Below are 18,028 nucleotides of genomic sequence, written 5' to 3' on the forward strand. Positions count from 1 at the left end.
CTGATGAAACTGGAGATGCCGTGAAGCGCCGTTTGCTGTTACTGAGTTGTTGCCTGGCCTATTCCTGCGTGCAGGCGGCCAGCGAGTGTCCGGGCTTTCCCGTGCTGGCCACGTCCGGCGAAACGCTGCTGGCGCAAGTGCGCGCGCTGCCACCCGCCGGTATCGACCGGGAACGGCAGGCGTGCGCGCCGGCGACCGTCATCGATTTCGCCTACAGCGGCGGCACCTTGTGCCGCTTTGGCGGCGACGAGGGGACGGTCGATGCGGCGACGGCCGCCGTCACGCGCCTGGCCGATGGCGGCGAACTGGTCGAATACCTGTATCTGTTTCCGTATGCGCCAGCCACGCACGCGCGCTTGCTGGCGCTGCTGGCCGCGCGTTTTACGCCAGTCGACAAGGCGGCCTGGCCGGCCTTCCTGCAGGGGCTCACGCCAGGCAAGGAAACGACGGCCCTGTTCACCCATGGCGGCTACCATATTTCGCTGGGCAAGCCGACCGAAGGCGATCCTGCCGCATGGTATTCGAACGTGATCTTTGAAAAGGTGGATAAACCTGCCTTGGGCGTGCGCAAGGTGTGCCGGGAGGGGCGCGATGGCTGAAGCGGATGCCTTTCCCGCGGCCTTGGCAGACACGCTGGCGCAGCTGCTGCCCGTGCTGGGGAGCGGCCGGGCACACCCGCCATTTGCCGTGCGCCAGAATGGCGAGGCCTTGCTGATCCCGACGCGCACTTACTACGACCGCGAGCGGCTGCTGGCCTGTACGCGGCTGCCCGGCGACGCGGGCGTGCTCGCCCTGTGCCTGGGCACGCGCCACCATGACGGCCATTTGCGCGAAGCGTGTGTAAAACAGTTGTTGCTGCAGGAGCGGGCGTGGACGGTGCCCTTCGTCGTGCACCTGTGCGGCGAGTACGTGCTGGAGATCGTGGAGAGAATCGGCGCGGCGCTGCCGGCCTGGAATACGGATGCGCTGGCGCGCTACCTGCGGGAGAACCCCGCGTATCTGGCCACCCTGGAGCGGCGCGCCGTCGTGCTACTGGAACTGCCACTACCGCAGGCGCTATCCCGCGTGGGATAGCTACCCGGGACGCAAGGCCATGGCGGCCCTGCGTGCGCTGGCGCTGCTTACGCCTCGATAAAGCGCATCTTGAAGCTGCGGCCCTTGATGTTGCCGAAGTCGCGGCCCAGGGAGTTACCGGCGTTGAGGCGCTTGAAGGCCGCTTCGGCCACCTTGCGGTCGAGCGCCACGTAGGTCATGAACTCGAATACGTTGATCTTGCCCACTTGTTCCTTCGTCAGGCCCGCGTCGCCCGTCAGTGCGCCCAGCAAGTCGCCCGGACGCAGCTTGTCCTTCTTACCGCCCATGATGCACAGGGTGACCATCGGCGCCGGCAGCGCCTCGATTCCGTCATCTTCCGCCAGTTCCTTCAGGTCGTGCCATTCGGCGGCGCTGTTCTGGTATTGCTCGATCAGCTTGACCCATTTTTTCTCGTTCGGCGCGCACAGCGACAGGGCCAGGCCCTTCTTGCTGCCGCGGCCCGTGCGGCCGATGCGGTGGATGTGCACTTCCGTGTCCTTCGAGACGTCGACGTTGATCACGGCGCCCAGGTCGGATATATCGAGGCCGCGCGCGGCGACGTCGGTGGCCACCAGCACGGAGCAGCTGCGGTTGGCGAACAGCACGAGGATTTCATCGCGCTCGCGCTGTTCCAGCTCGCCATACAGGGCCAGCGCGGAAAAACCTTGCTGGCGCAGTTCGTCGGCCAGTTCGCGGCAATGCACCTTGGTATTGCAGAATGCCAGGGTCGATTCCGGCTTGAAGTGTTTTAATAGCTTGCCGACGGCGCCATTGCGCTCGTCGAAGCCGATTTCATAGAAGCGCTGTTCGATCTTGTCGTTGTCGTGCTGCGCCTCGACCGTCACTTCCAGCGGATTGACGAGGAACGACGCCGTGGCGCGGCGGATGTCTTCCGGGTACGTGGCCGAGAACAGCAGGGTCTGGCGGCGCGCCGGGCAGGCGCTGACGATGCCGGCGATTTCCTCGTAAAAGCCCATGTCCGTCATGCGGTCCGCTTCATCGAGCACCAGCGTCTGCACGTGGTTCAGGTTGATGGTGCCGCGGCCCAGGTGGTCGCGCAAACGGCCCGGCGTGCCGACGACGATGTGGGCGCCGTGTTCCAGCGAGGCGATCTGCGGGCGCATCGGCGCGCCGCCCGTCAGGGTCAGGATCTTGATGTTGCCGGCCGCGCGGGCCAGGCGGCGCAGCTCATTGGCCACCTGGTCGGCCAGTTCTCGCGTGGGGCACAGCACCAGGCCCTGCACGGCAAACCAGGCCGGATTGAGCTTGTGCAGGATGCCGATGCCGAAGGCGGCCGTCTTGCCGCTGCCCGTTTTCGCTTGTGCGATCAGGTCGCGGCCATCGAGCACCGCCGGCAGGCTTTGCGCCTGGATGGTGGTCATCTCGTGGTAGCCGAGCGAGTCCAGGTTGGCCAAAAAGGCGGGCGTCAGCGGCAGGCTGGAAAAAGAGGTGGTGGCAGTGGTGGAGGTGTTCATAAAGGGCGGAGCCGGTAAAAAGCGGGTGGATGGGCACAGTCTACAGGCGTTCTACGCCCTTGTGCGGATGGTGGTGTGGAAGCCGGCGGCAAACGGCCGCTGGCGTTGGGGTACTAATTGTCAGGCGCCCAGATGGGCAGGCCGGTCAGATCGAGGCCGGCGTCGCGCGTCCATACGGGCAGGCCCGTGGCGTCGGTCGGCTCCAGCAATTCGAGCTGCACCTGCTTCAAAGCCACCTTGCGCGCACGCGCGCGGCGCTGCGGCTCCGGCGCCGGCTCTGGCGCCTCGAGCGCTGGCGGCGGACCGAAACCGGGCAAGTCGATGGTGGCGTTGTCTTTTTTATCTCTCATTTGCTAACCTCTGTCCCTGGCCTGTGTAAGCCAAGGGGCGGGCAAGGTGCTGCCCGCCTATGTCAATACGCTTTCACTTCATCCACAAAACAAAAGCCCGGCTACTGGAGTCGGGCTCATTGTTGGGACAAGCTGCAGGAAAACTTCTCCTGCGGATTTAAGTGCGGCACGCAGTGTATCACAGGCGTGCCGCATTGTGGGAGGCTTAGCGGAAGCTGAGGGCGCCCGTCAGGTCGCCCGGCGGCAGTGCTCCTCTTGACGCGAAGGCATCGTTGCGCACTTTCAGCCCTTCGAGCAGCGGCAGGTCGTGCAGGCGCGTGATCAGGCGCAGGATCGACGTCGTGTCATAAAAACTGTGGTCGACGGCGCCTTTTTTCGCGTACGGCGAGACGACGATGGCGGGAATGCGCGTGCCCGGACCCCAGCGGTCGCCCTTTGGCGGCGCCACGTGATCCCACCAGCCGCCGTTCTCGTCGAACGTGATCACCACGATCATGTCCTTCCACTGCGGCGATTCCTTCAGATGCTGGATGATGTTGGCCACGTGCTGGTCGCCCGATTCGATGTCCGAGTAACCGGCGTGCAGGTTCAGATTGCCCTGCGGCTTGTAGAAGGTCACGGCCGGCAGCTTGCCCGCCACGGCGGCGGCGAGGAATTTGTTCGAGATCGGGCTGTCGCCCGTGCCGCCGTCGCGCAGGTGTTCGGCGCGCGCCGCGGTGCCCGGCGCGAACTGCTTGAAGTAGTTCAGCGGCTGGTGGTGAAACTGGAAGTTCGGCTTGCTGCCGCCGCCCTTGTGGTCGAGCGCCGCTTGCCAGCCGCCGCCATACCACGCCCAGCTGACGCCCTTGCGCGACAGCAGATCGCCGATGGTGTCGTAGGTTTGCGGCGGCAGGGTATTCGCGTCGGCCGGGTCGGCATGCAGCGGATCGCCGTCGAAGGCGGGGCGGACGTAGCTCGGTTGATATGGCGGCGCCATGGTATTGACGGCATAGCCGTCCGGCGTGAGGGCGCCGTCGTTCACGTATTTCGGCTTGCCGTCCAGCGCGGAGGCGGGGCAGTCGGGCGAGATGGCCAGGCGCACGCCTTGCGGGCCGTCGGACAGCACGGCGATCTTTTTCTTCGCCGCCGTCTCGGCAGCATTGAAATATTCGTTGGCGCGGCCCGTGACGAGGAACTGGTGGTTCATATAGGAGCCGCCGAAGGCCGCCATGAAGAAATTGTCGCACAGCGTGTACTGCTCGGCGATCTGCCACAGGTTCAGGTTTTTCGACGTTTCGCCGTAGTGGCCCATCACCAGGCCGCCGCTGTCGGCCCACGCGGCAAAGCCGTCGTTCTTGCCGCCGTTGATCTGCATCTGGTTGTTGTAGAAGCGGTGCACGAGGTCGCGCGTGATGATGCTCTCGGGCAGGGGCTTGCCGGCCGCGTCGCTCAGCTTGTAGGGCGCGTTCGGCAGGCCGGAAATTTGGTCTTCCTTGATCAGGTAATCGATGCCGCCGATATTTTGCTGGTTCGGCACCAGGCCGCCCCAGATCTTCGGCAGGGTGGCCAGCGGCTTGCCGTCGCGGTCCATCTGCTGCGCCTGTTCCGCCGTGACGGCGGACAGGGGCGCGCTGGTGCCGGGGAAGTTGGCGAACAGGTTGTTGAAGCTGCGGTTTTCCAGGTAGATCACGACCACGTTCTTGACGTGCGCCTTGAGTTTCGCGTCGAGCGAACCCTTGGCGATGGTCTTCCTGGCTGGCGCGGCGTCGGCCAGCGCCGGCAGGCTGGTGGCCAGGCCGACTGCGGAAGCGGCCTGGAAAATCCGGCGGCGCGCGGGATTGGCGGGTTGGTCGGCCGGATCGGCTGGCAGGGCGGGGGCGAGGTCCTTCACACATTCTCCTTGGGTGATTCTGTGGCACGGGCAGTGTCTGTGCCCGTGAAGCAGAAAATTGTATCACCGGCCCTGCGCCAATGTGAAATATTCAGCCTGCCCTAGAATTGATAGCGCACGCTTAGCGCCACCTTGCGCGCTGAACCATACATGCCCGAGTACCACCAGTCCGATATCGAGGCTGTGTACTGCTTGTCGAACAGGTTGGCCACGTTGACGGTGGCCGACAGCCTGTCGTTGACGTCATAGCGCGCCATCAGGCTGGCCACGGCGTAGGAATTCTGCTGCCAGTGCAGGGTGCGTTCGATCTGCCACGCCTCAATATCCGAGTACACGCGGCTTTGCCAGTTTACGCCGCCGCCCACCGTCAGGCGATGCAGTTCGCCGGGCAGCCGGTAAGTGGTCCACAGTTTCACCAGGTGGCGCGGGAAGGTGGTCAGGATGGCCTTGCCGGTATTGTTTTCCGTCTGGCTGTAGGACCACGAAGCCGAGATGTTCCAGTCCGGCGTCAGCGCGCCCGTCGCTTCCAGGTCCACGCCCTGGGTCCTGGCGCCCTTGATGGCGCGGTTGGCGGAAATCTTTGTGCCAGGCACGTAGTAGCCGGGATCCGATTCGGCCAGGTTCTTCTGGCGGATCTGGTACAGCGCGGCAGCCGTGTTCAGGCGGCCATCGAACCAGCCGCTCTTGATGCCCGCTTCCAAGGTCTTGCCTTCGCGCGGCGCCAGCAGCTTGCCGTAGCGGTCTTGCGATGCTTGCGGCTGATGGATGGTGGAGTAGCTGGCGTAGGCGCTGTGCGTGCCGTCGATGTCGAACACCAGGCCGCCATACGGCGTGATGACGCGGCTTTCCGACGCTGGCGACGCGCTGTAAAAGGGTTCGGCAGGCGCGTCCGAGATGTAGTTCTCGCTGTAGCGCAGCACCTTGGCGCCGGCGATCAGTTTCAGGCGCTCGGAAAGGTTGAGGCGCGTGGCTGCATACGCGCTGGCCTGGCGGCGCGTGCTGTCGTAGGTGACGTAGGTATCGCCAAACACGGGCGTTGCCAGGCGATTCCAGCGGTACAGGTTGACGCCGCTGCCCTGGATGCTCCAGTCGAAGCGGCCATCCGTCTTGCTTTGAAATTCGCTGTAGTCCATGCCCAGCACCAGCTCGTGCTGGCGGCCGAAGGCGCTGAACGGCCCGCGCACGTTGACGTCCACGCTGTTGACCTTCAGCTGGTAATCGCGGTAGTCGGCGCTCAAACCCAGGCCATCGCCCGTGCCTGGTCGGGGAAGCCAGCGCTCACGTTCATGTAGACGGCGCGCTCCTCCTGCGACGACTGCACGCGGTTGGCCGAGATTTTCAGCTTCCAGTCGTTTGTCAGCGCGTGTTCCAAGGTGGCGAAGATGTCGGTTGAATTGGTGTTGAAGCGATTCGACCTGGCCGCCGGGCTGAAGGAGCGGGGCAGGTCCGTCATGGCGCCATTGCTGTAGAACAGGGGGAAGCCCAGGTAGGAGAGGGAACCGTCCGAGCGCTTGCGCTGGTGCGTGACGCCGGCCGTCAGCTTCGTGTCGGCGGAGAGATCCGCCTCGACCACGCCATACACGACTTTTTTATCGTGGCTGTAGTTGTCGATGATGCTGTCGCCTTCCTCGTACACAGTCACCAGGCGGCCGCGCACCGTGCGCGCCTCGTTCAGCGGACCCGAGATGTCGGCCATGGCGCGCCGTTCATCGTAGGAGCCAAGCTCGCCCTCGACGGCGGCCTGGAACTGCGCCGTCGGTTTCTTGCGCACCATGTTGATGGCGCCCGACGCGTCGCCCGCGCCCGTCATCAGGCCCGAGGCGCCGCGCAGCACTTCGATGCGGTCGTACAGCGCCATGTCGGCCAGGCTTTGCGACGGTATCGCATTGAGGCCCATGGTTTCCGAGTGCGTGCTGACGCCATCGAGCTGGTAATTGGTGATCGAATAGCCGCGCGAAGTAAAGCCCGTGCGCTCGCTGCCCAGCGAGAACAGGGTGATGCCCGGCGTTTGTGCCATGACCTGCGCGATCGTGCTCAAGCCCTGGTCCTGCATGCGCTGCTGCGTGATGACGCTGACCGATTGCGGCGTTTCCTTTACGGACAGGCCCAGCGGCGTGGCCGTGGCGATCGGCAGGGGCGAGACATACGCGCCCGAGCCTTCCGTCGCATCCTGCTGCGCCTTGACCGACACCTCCGGCATCATCGACAGCGCCTCGCCACCTGCCACCGCATCGGCCGGGCGCAGCACGTAGCTGCCATTGGCGCTGCGTTCGGCCTTCAGTCCGGTGCCGCGCAGCACGCCGTTCAGGGCGGCCAGCACGTCGTGGCGGCCGCTCAAACCGGCAGACGTCTTGCCGCGCGTCTGTTCCGGGGTAAAACTGAGGATGACCCGGGACTGGCTGGCGACCTGGCGCAGCGCCGCCGCCAGGTCGCCGGCCGGCACCTGGAAGTCCTGGCTCGCCGCTGGCGCTGCGGCGCTTTCCTGCGCCAGGGCTGGCGCGGGGATATTCAGCAGCAGGGCCGAACCGATGCAGACGAGTTGAATGGCATGCGCCATGCGCTTGATGCGCGGCTGGGAGTGAATGACTGGAGACATGGTTACCTTGTGGTGTAGTCGTCAAAAAGAACGTTGCCTACACAGGTCACGCGAGAATCGAAAGCGGGTACTTTTTTTTCGCTGGCGTCAAAAATATCGCTTCAGCGCTGCTGGCGCGCCTCCACCTGCACCCAGTAGCGCGTGCGCAGGCGCACGTCGACCGGCAGGGAATCGGGCAGCGACAGCAGCACGGCGTCCAGGTCGGCCAGCGGGAAGACGCCGGAAATGCGCAGGCCGGCCACGGCGTCGTCGCAGCTCAGCCAGCCGTGGCGGTAGCGGCTCAGCTCATGCAGGAAGTCGCGCAGCGGCATGGCGTCGGCCAGCAGCAAGCCCTGGCGCCAGGCCCAGAGGTCGGGCGAGACGGCGTGCGCGGGCAAGAGCTGGCGCGCCGTCATGCCGCCGCCCTGGCCCGCCTGGATCACGAGGCTGGCATGGCCATGGCGCGGCACCAGCCGCACGGCGCCTTCCTCGACGGCGACCAGGGTGCTGCCCTCGGTCTCGCGCACCGCATAGCGCGTGCCCAGCGCCTGCGCGTGGCCATGCGCCGTTTCGACGAGGAAGGGGCGGTAGGGCATGCCCGTTTCGCGGGCGGTGGCGATGAAGACTTCGCCCCGCACCAGTTGCAGCATCCGCTGCTTGGCCGTAAAGCGGATGTTGACGGCGCTGCCGCTGTTCAAATGCAGACGGCTGCCGTCGGGCAGGGTCAGCTCGCGGCGTTCGCCCACGCCGGTCGACAGGTCGGCCAGCGCGGCGCGGGCCATCTCGGGCGCATATTCCGAGCGCGCGCCGAACCAGCCCGTGAGGCCGATGGCCGATACCCACGCCAGCAGCTGCAGGCTGCCGCGCCGCGAGAGGGGCGAGGCTGGACGCCGTGCCAGCGCCTGGTGGCTGGCTTGCGCATCGAGTTCCCGCAAGCCGCCGCTGACGCTTTCGATGTGTTTCCACGCCCGTTCATGGTCGGGATGGGCCAGGCGCCACTGCTGCCAGGCCGTTTTTTCCGCAGGCGTCGTTTCGCCGCTCATCAGGGTGGCCAGCCATTCGGCCGCCTGCATGGCGACGGCCAGATCGATGGGCTGGCCCTGGGCGTAGACGGTGGCGCCGCGCATGTCAGGACGCGGCAAAATCGGGCACGGCAAAAAAGCACAGCAGGTTGGCCTTGCTCAGGTATTTTTTGACGGAATGCGTGGTGGTGCCCAGTTCGGCGGCGATCTCGGCGTAGCTCATGCCGTCCAGGTGGGCCAGCAGGAAGGCGGCCCTGGCCTTGGCGGAGAGCCGGTCCAGCGCGCGGTCGATCAGTTGCAGCGATTCGAGCAGGATGGACATCGCTTCCGGCGAGGGCGCACAGGCTTGCGGCTGGTGCAGCAGGGCATCGAGGTAGGCGCGTTCCAGTTCTTCGCGCCGGCAGTGGTTGGCCAGCAGACGTTTGGCGATGGTGGCCAGGAAAGGCCGGGGCTGCGCGATCCCGGCACTGCTGCGCGCGACGAAGATCTTCAGGAAGGTATCCTGCGCCAAGTCGCCCGCCAGCCCCGCATCGTGCAGGCGGCGCTTCAGCCAGTGCAGCAGCCAGGAGTGGTGCTCGGCGTACAGGGCCTGGAAATCGGACGGCGGGGAAGGGGCGGACGGCATGTGTACAGTACAGCTTAATCTAAATGAGAATTGTTCTCATGATAGCGTAGCGGGGCACGCCAGGCAATCGGGAAAATGCGGCGTTGCTGAAATGCGACTGCATGCCCAGGCCGCCTGCGGCAAGGGATTTGCGCCCGCGCACGGCAGATGTAAAAGTTTCCTTGGCGCAAGCTTTCATGTGAGAAAATGCGGGCTGTCGATGTGGTGCGGAGCGAAAAAATGATGTGGATGGTTGGCGGTGCCCTGGTTCTTCTGGTCGCCAGATTCTTATGGCTGGCCTTTTTTCATCGGGTCAACGCGATGTCGCGCCAGGCGGAACTGATGAACTGGCTCGATATCGGCCGCGTGTCGAATGCCGATGGCGGCAAGGATATTTTGTTGGCGAGAAATGAGCGCGGCGCCCGGATCGACTGGCGCACGGGCGAGGTCTGGCTGATGAATCCGAAGGTGGAGGAGCCGTTTGCCGATTTTCTCGCCGTCGAACGCTGGCTGACTTTGCGCGACATGCCGGTGGCGGACAAGCCGGCGCCAGCCGCTCCCGCGCCAGCGGAGCCGGAAGCTGCGCCTGAACCCGGCCCCGTGCGCGACACATTGCCGGCGTTCCAGCAAAAAGTCGATGCCTGCCTGGCCAAGGCGGAAGGCGGCCAGGAATTGCTGGAAACGAAGCAGGCGTTCGAGGCGGGCAGCGAGCCTTACCTTGAAGCGTCGACGGAATTGAGCAAGACGGCGCTGGAGCTGGAAGTGTCGCCCGCCATGGTGGCCACGTTTCATATCAGCGCCTTTGCCGCCCTGGCTGAAACGGCGGGAGCCGACAAGCTGGAACGGGTGGCGGCCAGCCTGCATGCGGCGGCCAGGCAGATCAGGGCCAGCGTCACGGCGTAAAAGTACGGGGCAGGCCCGGAATGAAAAAAAACCGTTGAATCCCTTGCAGGAGTCAGCGGTTTTTATGTATTGGTTGCGGGGACAGGATTTGAACCTGTGACCTTCGGGTTATGAGCCCGACGAGCTGCCAGACTGCTCCACCCCGCAGGCGAATTATAACCGAGTTTGCTGCATTGCGAAAGAGCGGATGACGTGGCTCGCAGGATAGACTGCGCCGCAATGGAAAAAGCCGCTGATTCTCTTGCAAGAATCAGCGGCTTTCATATATTGGTTGCGGGGACAGGATTTGAACCTGTGACCTTCGGGTTATGAGCCCGACGAGCTGCCAGACTGCTCCACCCCGCAGGCGAATTATAGCGGGGTTTGCTGCAATGCGCAATGGCTGACTGGATTACGCCGCCGCCAGGCGCCACAGCGAGGTGATTTCCTGCGAGCGGGCCGCGTGCAGGCTGTCCGTGGCGTCCTGCGCGCGCGGGTGCGTGGGTTTCACGTCCAGGCGGTCGACGACCTTCAAGCCTGCCTGCGCTATCCATTCGAGCAATTGCGCGCGCGGGCGCAGGCCCAGGTGCTCGGCCAGGTCCGACAGGATCAGCCAGCCTTCGCCGCTTGGCTCCAGGTGGTCGGCCAGGCCGGAAAGGAAGCCGCGCAGCATGGCTGTCCGGCTGTCCGGATCGTAGACGGCGTATTCGATCGGCGAGCTGGGGCGGGCCGGCAGCCATGGCGGATTGCACACGACCAGCGGCGCGCGGCCGGCGGGGAACAGGTCGGCCTGCACCACGTCGACCTTGTCGATCAAATCGAGGCGGGCCAGGTTTTCGCGCGCGCAGGACAGGGCGCGCGGATCCTGGTCGGTGGCAACGATGCGCTGAATGCCGCGCTGCGCCAGCACGGCGGCCAGCACGCCCGTGCCGGTGCCGATGTCGAAGGCCAGCTTGGCGCGCGCGGGCAGGGGCGCTTCCGCCACCAGGCCCACGTATTCGCCGCGGATGGGCGCGAACACGCCGTAGTGCGGGTGGATGCGCTGGCCCAGGGCCGGCAGTTCCACGCCCGTGCGGCGCCATTCATGCGCGCCGATCAGGCCCAGCAGCTCGCGCAGCGAGGCGACGAACGCTTCTTCGCCGCGGCCATACGCTTCATTGCAAGCCAGTTTCACGTCTGGCGCGCGGCGCAGCGGAATCGTGTAGTCGGCGTCGAAAGGCAGCAGCAGCATGGCCAGGGTGCGGGCGCGCTGCGACTGCGCCTGGCGGTGCAGATGGAAGGCTTCTGTGGCCGATGGTTCGGGTTTCGCCAGCTTGGCGGCCTTGGCCTTTTTGCTCGGTTTGTCGTTCTTGTGGTCGGCGCGCCGCGCCAGTGCCTGCAGCAGCTGGCGCGCGTTCTGGAAGTCGCCGCGCCACAGCATGGCCGTGCCTTCGCAGGCCAGGCGGTAAGCCTGGTCGGCCGTCGTGCGGTCGTCGGCGATGACGACGCGCTTGGGCGGCGGCATGCCGCTTTCCGAGCGCCAGCGGGCCGAATGTTCGGCGCCGTTTTCGCTCCAGTGGATCTGCGGATGAACGGTAGGGGAAGAAGTGTCGGACATGGGTTTCAATCGATAGAAGGGGGCGCGCGGCATGGTCGCCTGCGCAGGCCGTCTTCCATTATACGTCGCGGGCCGTGCCGTCACAGTGTCCGTGCCATAGGCGAGTGCCAGCGCGCGGGCGCGCGCCTGGTCTTCCGGCGTGGTTTCCACGGCTTTCACCGTTGCGTCCGGCTGCACCAGCTTGAGCAAGCGCAAGCTCAGGCTGCCTGCCAGGTCGCCATCCTTGCCGTTGGCGCTGACGCCATCGGCGTTGCCGTTGACGTTGTTATTGAAAATGTTGCTTTGCAATTGCTGGCCCAGCAGCATGAACAGGTCGTGCAGATTGCCGGCGAAGTGCGTCGCGGGCAACTCCTTGGCGGGCGGGGCGGCGTCTTCGGAGGATGTGGCTTCCGGCGTTTCACCTTGCGTTTGCTCAAGGATGCCAGCGCTGATGTTCGATTGATATTGCACTTCCAGTTCGAAGTCGAAAGTCTGGCCATCGGCCGTGGTGATCTTGCCCTTGCCGATGAAATGCGCGTTTTCATCGAGGCTGAAGGCGGCGGCGCGGCTGCTGCCGCCTGCGCCCGAGACGCTGGCGCCAGCACTGCTGAAGCTGGAGCCGGCTTGCAGGTCGACGGAATCGAAGGCGATGCTGGCGCCGTCGCCGAACAGCTGGCGCGTCATGTTGGAGAGAAAATCCTGCGCCACGTCGACGGTGGCGTTGCCCAGCGCATCGGTCCGTTGCGACAGCCCCTTGGCCGACAGGTCCAGGCCGTTTTTTGACAGGGCCACCACGTCTTGCGCCGTGCGCTGCATCAGGGGCGAGCCGGCCAGGCCGGTGGCGCTGCCGCCCGTGCGGGACGGTTGCTGGCCAGCCAGCGTAGTCGAGGCGGGTTGACGGCTGGCAAGGGCGGGAAGCTGGGACATGGTCGGTTCAAATGGGGAGGATATGTGAATTAACGGCACTATCTCCCCGTTCTTTAACCATTAGTGGTGGTGCGACCAGCTACCGTCTGCCGACTCCAGGTAGGACTTGACGGCATCGGCCTGGCCCGTGGCGTGGCGCTTGAGTTCGCCGCATGCGCAAATGCCCTGATACGCGGCTGGATATATGCGAGCAGGCGGAGACTTTTTGCAGGTAGACCTGCATGGATTTGTGACATTTTACGCACTTGAAGGTGAGGCTGCGGGCGGCTTTCATGGGTTTCCTTGAACTGTTGCGGGGCGTAGAGTTCGTCTACGCGAAGGCGGCGATTTTAACGCACTCCGGTCATCGTTACACGTTGTTGCATCTGCGCCACGCGCACGTCAACTGAATCCGCGCCGTGACGTTGAACGTATATAGGAGGTCGTCTGACCGCCATTGAAGAGGTAGCACCATGGACAAGCATGACAAGGAAAAGCCTGTACAGCCCGCCAAGGAGCTGGTCAGGAAGTGGCTGAAAGCGGAGCTGGCACAACGCCGGCCTCCGCCCGACCCCGAGCAGATCCGCCGCGAACTGGGCTGGGATTTGCTCAAGCTGTGCCGGGAGCCGGCCAGCCGCTAGCGACCTAGCGCACCGTCACCACGCTCCTGCCGCCCGAACCGGGTTGCACGAGGATACGGGTGGCGATGCGCTCCGTCATTTCCTGGACGTGCGAGATGACGCCCACCTTGCGGCCCATCGCTTGCAAGCCGTCGAGCGCATCCATGGCCACGCGCAGGGTTTCCGTGTCCAGGCTGCCGAAGCCTTCGTCGATGAACAGCGATTCCACGCGCACGCGGTTCGAGGACAGCGAGGCCAGGCCCAGCGCCAGTGCCAGCGAGACGAGGAACGATTCGCCGCCCGACAGCGAATGCACGGAGCGCAGCTCGCCGCCCATGTCCTGGTCGCGCACCATCAGGCCCAGCGACGGATTGTTCGGGTTGTCGATGCGTTCGAGCTGATAGCGGCGCGCCAGGTGGTTCAGGTGCGCGTTGGCATAGCCGAGCAGCACTTCCAGCGTGAATTGCTGCGCGTAGTTGCGGAATTTCTTGCCGTCGGCCGAGCCGATCAATTCATTCAGGCTGGCCCAGCGCCGCTCGATGACGGCCTGCGCCTCGATCTGCGCCAGCATCGCTTGCGCACCGTGGCGCCGCGCGTCGTCCTGCGCGATGGCCAGGCGCAGGCGCGTCGCTTCCTGGTTGGCCGCCTGGCGTTCCTGCAGCAGTGCATCGAGCGCCGCCTGCAGCGCGGCCGAGTCCGTTTCCAGGCCGTCTGGCGGCTGTGCCAGGTGCGCCGCCAGCTGCTGCCGGCGTTCGGCCAGCACGGAGACGGCCGCCGTGTGGCGGTCGGCGATCGCTTGCAGCGCGTCGCGTTCGGCGCGCATGGTCTCCACGGAGACGGCCAGGCGCGCGCGCAAGGCGTCCATGTCGGCGGGCGCATGGGCCGGATGGGCATTCTGGAACTGGCGCAGCCAGTCGTGCAGGGCGGCGCTGGCGCCATGTTCCTGTTCACGCAAGGCGGCCAGGCGCTGCGACAATTGCGCGCACGCTTCTTCCAGGCGCGTGCGCTGCTGGCTGGCCGATTGCGCCGCCGTTTGCTGCCGCGCCAGCAGCTCCCTGGCTGCCGCGATGGCGCCTGCCAGTGCGCGCGCGCTCGACCTCGGCCACGCTCTGGCCTTGCCATAGCGCGTGGCGTTCCGCCTGCATTGCCGAGCGCTGCTTGTCGGCGGCGGCAAAGACGGCGTGGGCTTCCTGCGCCGCTTGCTGCGCCTTGGCGGCGGCCAGCAGCGCCGCTTCCAGCTGCGCTGCCAGGGTCGCCAGCGCGTGGCCGCGGTGGTCCTGGTCCGCCTGCTGTTTCAGCCATTGCCGGCTTTCCGTTTCACGCGCCGCGCGGAAGGCGGCCGGGCCGGCGCGCCAGCCGTCTTTCCAGTCCTCGGCGCCATCGGCGTCGGCAAACGCGCCGTCGAGCTGCGCCAGCAAGGCATCGAGCGCGGCGCGCGCCGTCTCGCCCTTGTCGGCGTTGCCCGCTTGCTGCGCTTGCAGCTGCGCCAGCCGCGCCTGCGCCTCGGCGACGGCGCTTGTGCAGCGCGCGTGGTCGCTGGACGCCAGTTCGTGCGCCGCCTGCGCCTGCTCGCGCTGCGCGCCGCCTGGCGCAGCGCCGTTTCCTGCTGCGCCAGCGCCTGCAAGCCTGCCGCATTGGCCGCCAGCTGCCGCGCGAACCAGTCCGCGCGCTGGTTTTCGGGCGGCAGTTGCAGGGTATCGGCATGCGGCTGCCACTGCGCGAGCAAGCTGTCGATGGCGGGCGGCAGGGCCGCCAGTTCGGCATCCGTTTGCGCCTGTTCGCGCGCCGTCGCGGCCAGCGTCGCCTTGTGCGTGGCCAGCCGCTCCAGATTGCCGCGCGCCTGCGTGCGGCAAGCCAGCACGTCATCCTGCAAACTGGCCAGCATCGCCTGCAAGGCGTCGTCGGCGTGGCTGTACGGGTGTTCCAGCGCGCCGCAGACGGGGCAGGGCTGCTCGTCCTGCAAATTGGCGCGCAGCTGCTCGACGCTGGCCGCGCATGCCGCTTCCGCGCCTTTCAAGGACTTTTCCGCCTGCGCCAGGCGCGCTTCCAGCAGCGGCGTTTGCGCCGCTGCCGCCGCCAATGCCGTACTTTCCGTCTGCGCGGCCTGCGCCAGCTGGGCCGCCCTGGCTTGCCAGTGCGCCAGCGCCTGCTGCTGGCGCGCCAGTTCGCTCCAGGTCTTTTCCGCGCTGGTCAACGTGCGCGCGTGCGTCTCCAGCTGGCCGCGCTGTTCCTGCAGCCCTTGGCCATCGATGGCTTGCACGGCCGTTTGCGCCTCGCGCCGTTCCGCCTCGCGCGCGGCCAGGGCGGCGGCCGCGCTGGCCAGCGCCGCTTGCGCCGCCTGCGTGGCGTCCAAGGCCTGGCGCAGCTGCTGTCTTGACTCGGCCATGCTGGCGTCGGCCGCATCGGCTTGCGCGGCCGCTTGCCCGGCCTGGGCAAACAATTGATCCCACAACTGCCACGATTGCGCCAGCGCCTGCCATTGCTGGTGCGATGCCAGCCACTGGCGGCCCGTTTCCTGTTCCGCCAGCGCGGCGTGCTGGCGCTGCTGCAGCGCGTGCAGCGCGGCGCGCGCCGCCTCGTTGGCTGGTCGGCCGCCAGGGCGCCATCTTGCGCCTGGCGGTGCGCGGGCACCTGCGCCGCAATGCCCGCGTCGAGCGCCTTGGCCCGGTCGAGCAGGGGCGCCGCATCGCGCTGCGCCGCTTCCGTGGCAAGCAAGGCCGCTGCCGCTTGCTGCACGGCCTGCGCCAGTTGCGCTTCGCTGGCGATGGCTTGCGCGGCCTGCGCGCGCGACGCTTCCAGCGCGGCGCCCGTGCCGGCGATGTCGCTGGCCAGGCGCGCCACGTCGTCGATCAGGGGACGCGCCGGCTGCAGCAATTCCCACTGCGCCAGCGCCGCGCGGCGTTCTTCGGCGGCGGCGCATTCGGCATCCGCGCCGTCCAGCGCCTCTTGCGCGGCCGTCGCCTGGGTTTGCAGCTTGTGCGTCTCCTGGTGCCAGCGCTGCTGCAGTTCCAGCACGCTCTTGCGCAGGTCGATGGTGTGCAGGGCCGCTTCGGCGGCCTCACCCAGCGTTGCCGTTTCAGCACGTTCTTCCGGCGACAATGGCCGCTGATCGGCCAGTTTTTCGCCCAGGCGTTCGAGAACCTGCTTTTCCTTCTTTGCCCGCTCGAAGGCGCGCATGGAAATGTCCGTATACATGCTGCTGCCCGTCAGGGTTTCCAGCAATTCGCCCCGCTCATTGTCTTCCGTTTTCAGGAAGGTGGAAAACTCGTTCTGCGCCAGCAGCACGGCGCGCGTAAACTGGTCGAAGGACAGGCCGATACGTTTTTCGATCTCTTCCTTCACCTCCGTCTTGGTGCTGCCGATGGGTTGCAGCGCGGGCAGCTGGTGCAAGCTCATGGCGGTCGCCTGCAGCGCGCCTTCCGCCTTGGTACGCGAGCGGCGCACGCTCCAGCGCGCGCGGTAGCTTGCGCCGTCGTTGCCGACAAAGTCCACCTGCGCGTAACCTTCGGGCGTGCCGCGGCGCAGCAGGGTGCGCGTATCCTGCGCGTTGACGGTTTCCTTGCCCACGTCGGGCAGGGCGCTGCCCCCCGGCCCAGCACTTTCAGCAGGCGTGGCGTGGCGTCGTACAGGGCGAGGCACAGGGCGTCGAGCAGGGTGCTCTTGCCCGCGCCCGTGGGGCCGCTGATGGCGAACAGGCCGGATGACGCCAGCGGCTCCTGCTGGAAGTCGACTTCAAATTCGCCGGCCAGCGAAGCCAGGTTCTTGCCGCTGATTTTCAGTATTTTCATGGTTTTTCAGGTACGCTCAGGCGCCAGGCAGCAGCAGTTCGGCCAGGGCCGAGAGGAGTTCGGGCGGCGCTTCCTTCGCGTATTTTTGCTGGTACAGGCGGCGGAAGATGTCGTCCGGCTGCAGCTGGCCCAATTGGTCGAGTGTCATGTTTTCGGGGGCGCTGCCGCGCGCGGCGCTCGACGTTTCGATCTTTGCCAGGCGCACGGGTTTGCCGTCGAGCGCCGTTTCGATGCGCGTGCGCAGGCCCGGTTCGGGCGCATCGAGGCGCACGCGCACTTCCAGGAACGGTTGCGCTTCGGCTGGAGCGTCCGGCACGTCGAGGGCGGCCAGCTGTTCCAGCACTTCGTTGATGGGCGCCGGAGTGGCCGGCACGCGCAGCAGGGGCACGGCGCGCGGCACGGCGATGGCGCGCACCTCGCGTAACTGCTCGCCGTCGATGTCGAGGCACAGCACCTGGTGGCGGTAGTTTACTTCGGCAAACGACAGCGGTATCGGGCTGCCGCAATAGCGGATGCGTTCCTGGCCGCCCACGGCCTGCGCCTTGTGCAAATGGCCCAGCGCCGCATACGCGATGGACGTATCGAAGATCCCCGATGGCAGCATTTCCGTGCCGCCGATGACGATGCGGCGTTCGGAATCGTTCGACATTTCGCCGCCCACCATGTGGCAGTGGCCCATGGCGATGATGGCTTGCCCGGGCTGGCGGCGCGCCAGCGCCAGGTCGGTCAATTGGCGGTACAGCAGGGCGATGCCGCCCAGGTAGGCATCCTGCGTGTCGCCGGCCGGCAGTTTCGGCACATCGCCCGGGCGGAGAAAAGGCACGGCCAGGCACCAGGCCTGTACCTGGCCATCGCTGCCGGTGAGCGGCAGCAGCAGGCGTTCCAGGTCGATCTGGCCATCGTCGCCGCGCAGCAAATGGCCGATCACGTGGGTGCCATGCGCGGCCAGCAGGGGGCCGGGCGCTTCGAGACGGCCCGCCGAATCGTGGTTGCCGGCGACGACGACGAGCTGCAGCGCGGGCAGGCGCGCGCGCGCCTGCTGCAGGAAGACATATAACTGCTTCTGCGACGCGGCGGAAGGATTGGCATTGTCGAACACATCGCCGGCGACGAGCAGCACGTCGACGCGTTCGGCCACGAGCGTGTCGAGCAGCCAGTCGAGGAAGCGCTGGTGTTCGTAGCCCCTTTCAAAATTGTGCAGGGTCTGGCCCAGATGCCAGTCGGAAGTGTGCAGCAGGCGCATGGTGGGCCAAGGGTAGGGAGGACAGGCGCCAATATAGCAGGAA

At 66.3% G+C, this 18,028-nt stretch carries 17 protein-coding genes, 2 tRNA genes and 1 pseudogene; 4 read left to right on the forward strand and 16 right to left on the reverse strand.

Translation table 11 applies throughout. The features are described 5' to 3' along the window. Positions 1–20 precede the first annotated feature (20 nt). Together ACQVLG_RS18070 and ACQVLG_RS18075 are read left to right on the forward strand one after the other, a co-directional pair. The gene (locus ACQVLG_RS18070; RefSeq protein WP_474290501.1) at positions 21–599 is read left to right on the forward strand and encodes a hypothetical protein; all 579 of its coding nucleotides are present in this window, start codon (positions 21–23) and stop codon (positions 597–599) included. Continuing rightward, the gene (locus tag ACQVLG_RS18075) at positions 592–1,074 is read left to right on the forward strand and encodes a hypothetical protein (protein ID WP_474290503.1); all 483 of its coding nucleotides are present in this window, start codon (positions 592–594) and stop codon (positions 1,072–1,074) included. The genes ACQVLG_RS18070 and ACQVLG_RS18075 overlap by 8 nt, the downstream gene beginning before the upstream one ends. Before the next feature lie 47 nt (positions 1,075–1,121). Here the strand turns inward: ACQVLG_RS18075 and dbpA are convergent, their stop codons facing one another. The 7 genes from dbpA to ACQVLG_RS18110 form a co-directional block, all read right to left on the reverse strand. Further along, positions 1,122–2,549: an ATP-dependent RNA helicase DbpA gene (gene dbpA / locus ACQVLG_RS18080; RefSeq protein ID WP_474290504.1), complete on the reverse strand. Its 1,428-nt coding sequence runs from the start codon at positions 2,547–2,549 to the stop codon at positions 1,122–1,124. A gap of 113 nt (positions 2,550–2,662) precedes the next feature. Further along, positions 2,663–2,899 (reverse strand): hypothetical protein, encoded by a 237-nt coding sequence (locus ACQVLG_RS18085; RefSeq protein ID WP_070223821.1) that lies wholly within the window; start codon positions 2,897–2,899, stop codon positions 2,663–2,665. Positions 2,900–3,104: 205 nt separating this feature from the next. Continuing rightward, a complete protein-coding gene (locus tag ACQVLG_RS18090; RefSeq protein WP_474290505.1) occupies positions 3,105–4,769 on the reverse strand; it encodes an acid phosphatase in 1,665 nt (554 codons plus the stop codon). A gap of 101 nt (positions 4,770–4,870) precedes the next feature. Then, positions 4,871–6,007, reverse strand: coding sequence for a TonB-dependent siderophore receptor (locus tag ACQVLG_RS18095; RefSeq protein WP_474290506.1), 1,137 nt, complete (start codon positions 6,005–6,007; stop codon positions 4,871–4,873). Further along, positions 6,004–7,365 carry a TonB-dependent siderophore receptor gene (locus ACQVLG_RS18100; protein WP_474290507.1) on the reverse strand — a complete coding sequence of 454 codons (1,362 nt, stop codon included), beginning with the start codon at positions 7,363–7,365 and terminating at the stop codon, positions 6,004–6,006. The genes ACQVLG_RS18095 and ACQVLG_RS18100 overlap by 4 nt, the downstream gene beginning before the upstream one ends. Before the next feature lie 101 nt (positions 7,366–7,466). Then, positions 7,467–8,471, reverse strand: a complete 1,005-nt coding sequence (locus ACQVLG_RS18105; RefSeq protein ID WP_474290508.1) for a FecR domain-containing protein — start codon at positions 8,469–8,471, stop codon at positions 7,467–7,469. A 1-nt stretch (position 8,472) separates the two neighbouring features. Beyond that, complete coding sequence (locus ACQVLG_RS18110) at positions 8,473–8,991, reverse strand: sigma-70 family RNA polymerase sigma factor (protein ID WP_474290509.1); 519 nt, start codon at positions 8,989–8,991, stop codon at positions 8,473–8,475. Between the two features lie 300 nt (positions 8,992–9,291). Here ACQVLG_RS18110 and ACQVLG_RS18115 point away from each other — a divergent pair, with 300 nt between their 5' ends. Continuing rightward, positions 9,292–9,873, forward strand: a complete 582-nt coding sequence (locus tag ACQVLG_RS18115) for a hypothetical protein (RefSeq protein WP_474290510.1) — start codon at positions 9,292–9,294, stop codon at positions 9,871–9,873. A gap of 70 nt (positions 9,874–9,943) precedes the next feature. Here the strand turns inward: ACQVLG_RS18115 and ACQVLG_RS18120 are convergent. From ACQVLG_RS18120 to ACQVLG_RS18135, 4 genes and pseudogenes are all read right to left on the reverse strand, one after another. After that, positions 9,944–10,020, reverse strand: a tRNA-Met gene (locus tag ACQVLG_RS18120). 121 nt (positions 10,021–10,141) lie between these two features. Then, a tRNA-Met gene (locus tag ACQVLG_RS18125) sits at positions 10,142–10,218 on the reverse strand. A gap of 46 nt (positions 10,219–10,264) precedes the next feature. Further along, positions 10,265–11,449: a methyltransferase gene (locus ACQVLG_RS18130; RefSeq protein ID WP_474295702.1), complete on the reverse strand. Its 1,185-nt coding sequence runs from the start codon at positions 11,447–11,449 to the stop codon at positions 10,265–10,267. Positions 11,450–12,415: 966 nt separating this feature from the next. Beyond that, a pseudogene (locus ACQVLG_RS18135) lies at positions 12,416–12,629 on the reverse strand (hypothetical protein). A gap of 178 nt (positions 12,630–12,807) precedes the next feature. Between ACQVLG_RS18135 and ACQVLG_RS18140 the strand changes: the two are divergent. Next, on the forward strand, positions 12,808–12,975 hold the full coding sequence (locus ACQVLG_RS18140) for a hypothetical protein (protein ID WP_474290511.1): 168 nt from the start codon (positions 12,808–12,810) through the stop codon (positions 12,973–12,975). A 4-nt stretch (positions 12,976–12,979) separates the two neighbouring features. On the opposite strand, the gene ACQVLG_RS18145 is transcribed toward ACQVLG_RS18140, so the two are convergent. The 5 genes from ACQVLG_RS18145 to ACQVLG_RS18165 all read right to left on the reverse strand — a co-directional run bounded on the left by ACQVLG_RS18145 (position 12,980) and on the right by ACQVLG_RS18165 (position 17,985). Continuing rightward, the gene (locus ACQVLG_RS18145) at positions 12,980–13,930 is read right to left on the reverse strand and encodes an SbcC/MukB-like Walker B domain-containing protein (protein ID WP_474290512.1); all 951 of its coding nucleotides are present in this window, start codon (positions 13,928–13,930) and stop codon (positions 12,980–12,982) included. Next, positions 13,902–14,372, reverse strand: a complete 471-nt coding sequence (locus ACQVLG_RS18150) for a hypothetical protein (RefSeq protein ID WP_474290513.1) — start codon at positions 14,370–14,372, stop codon at positions 13,902–13,904. Before ACQVLG_RS18150 ends, ACQVLG_RS18145 begins: the two co-directional genes overlap by 29 nt. A gap of 772 nt (positions 14,373–15,144) precedes the next feature. Further along, complete coding sequence (locus ACQVLG_RS18155; RefSeq protein WP_474295704.1) at positions 15,145–16,446, reverse strand: hypothetical protein; 1,302 nt, start codon at positions 16,444–16,446, stop codon at positions 15,145–15,147. Next, on the reverse strand, positions 16,347–16,742 hold the full coding sequence (locus ACQVLG_RS18160; protein WP_474290514.1) for an AAA family ATPase: 396 nt from the start codon (positions 16,740–16,742) through the stop codon (positions 16,347–16,349). The genes ACQVLG_RS18155 and ACQVLG_RS18160 overlap by 100 nt, the downstream gene beginning before the upstream one ends. A gap of 16 nt (positions 16,743–16,758) precedes the next feature. Continuing rightward, entirely contained in the window at positions 16,759–17,985 is a 1,227-nt protein-coding gene (locus ACQVLG_RS18165; protein WP_474290515.1) for an exonuclease SbcCD subunit D C-terminal domain-containing protein, read from the reverse strand. Positions 17,986–18,028: the final 43 nt, after the last annotated feature.

The sequence above is a fragment of the Janthinobacterium sp. TPC_1 genome (genome assembly GCF_056037845.1).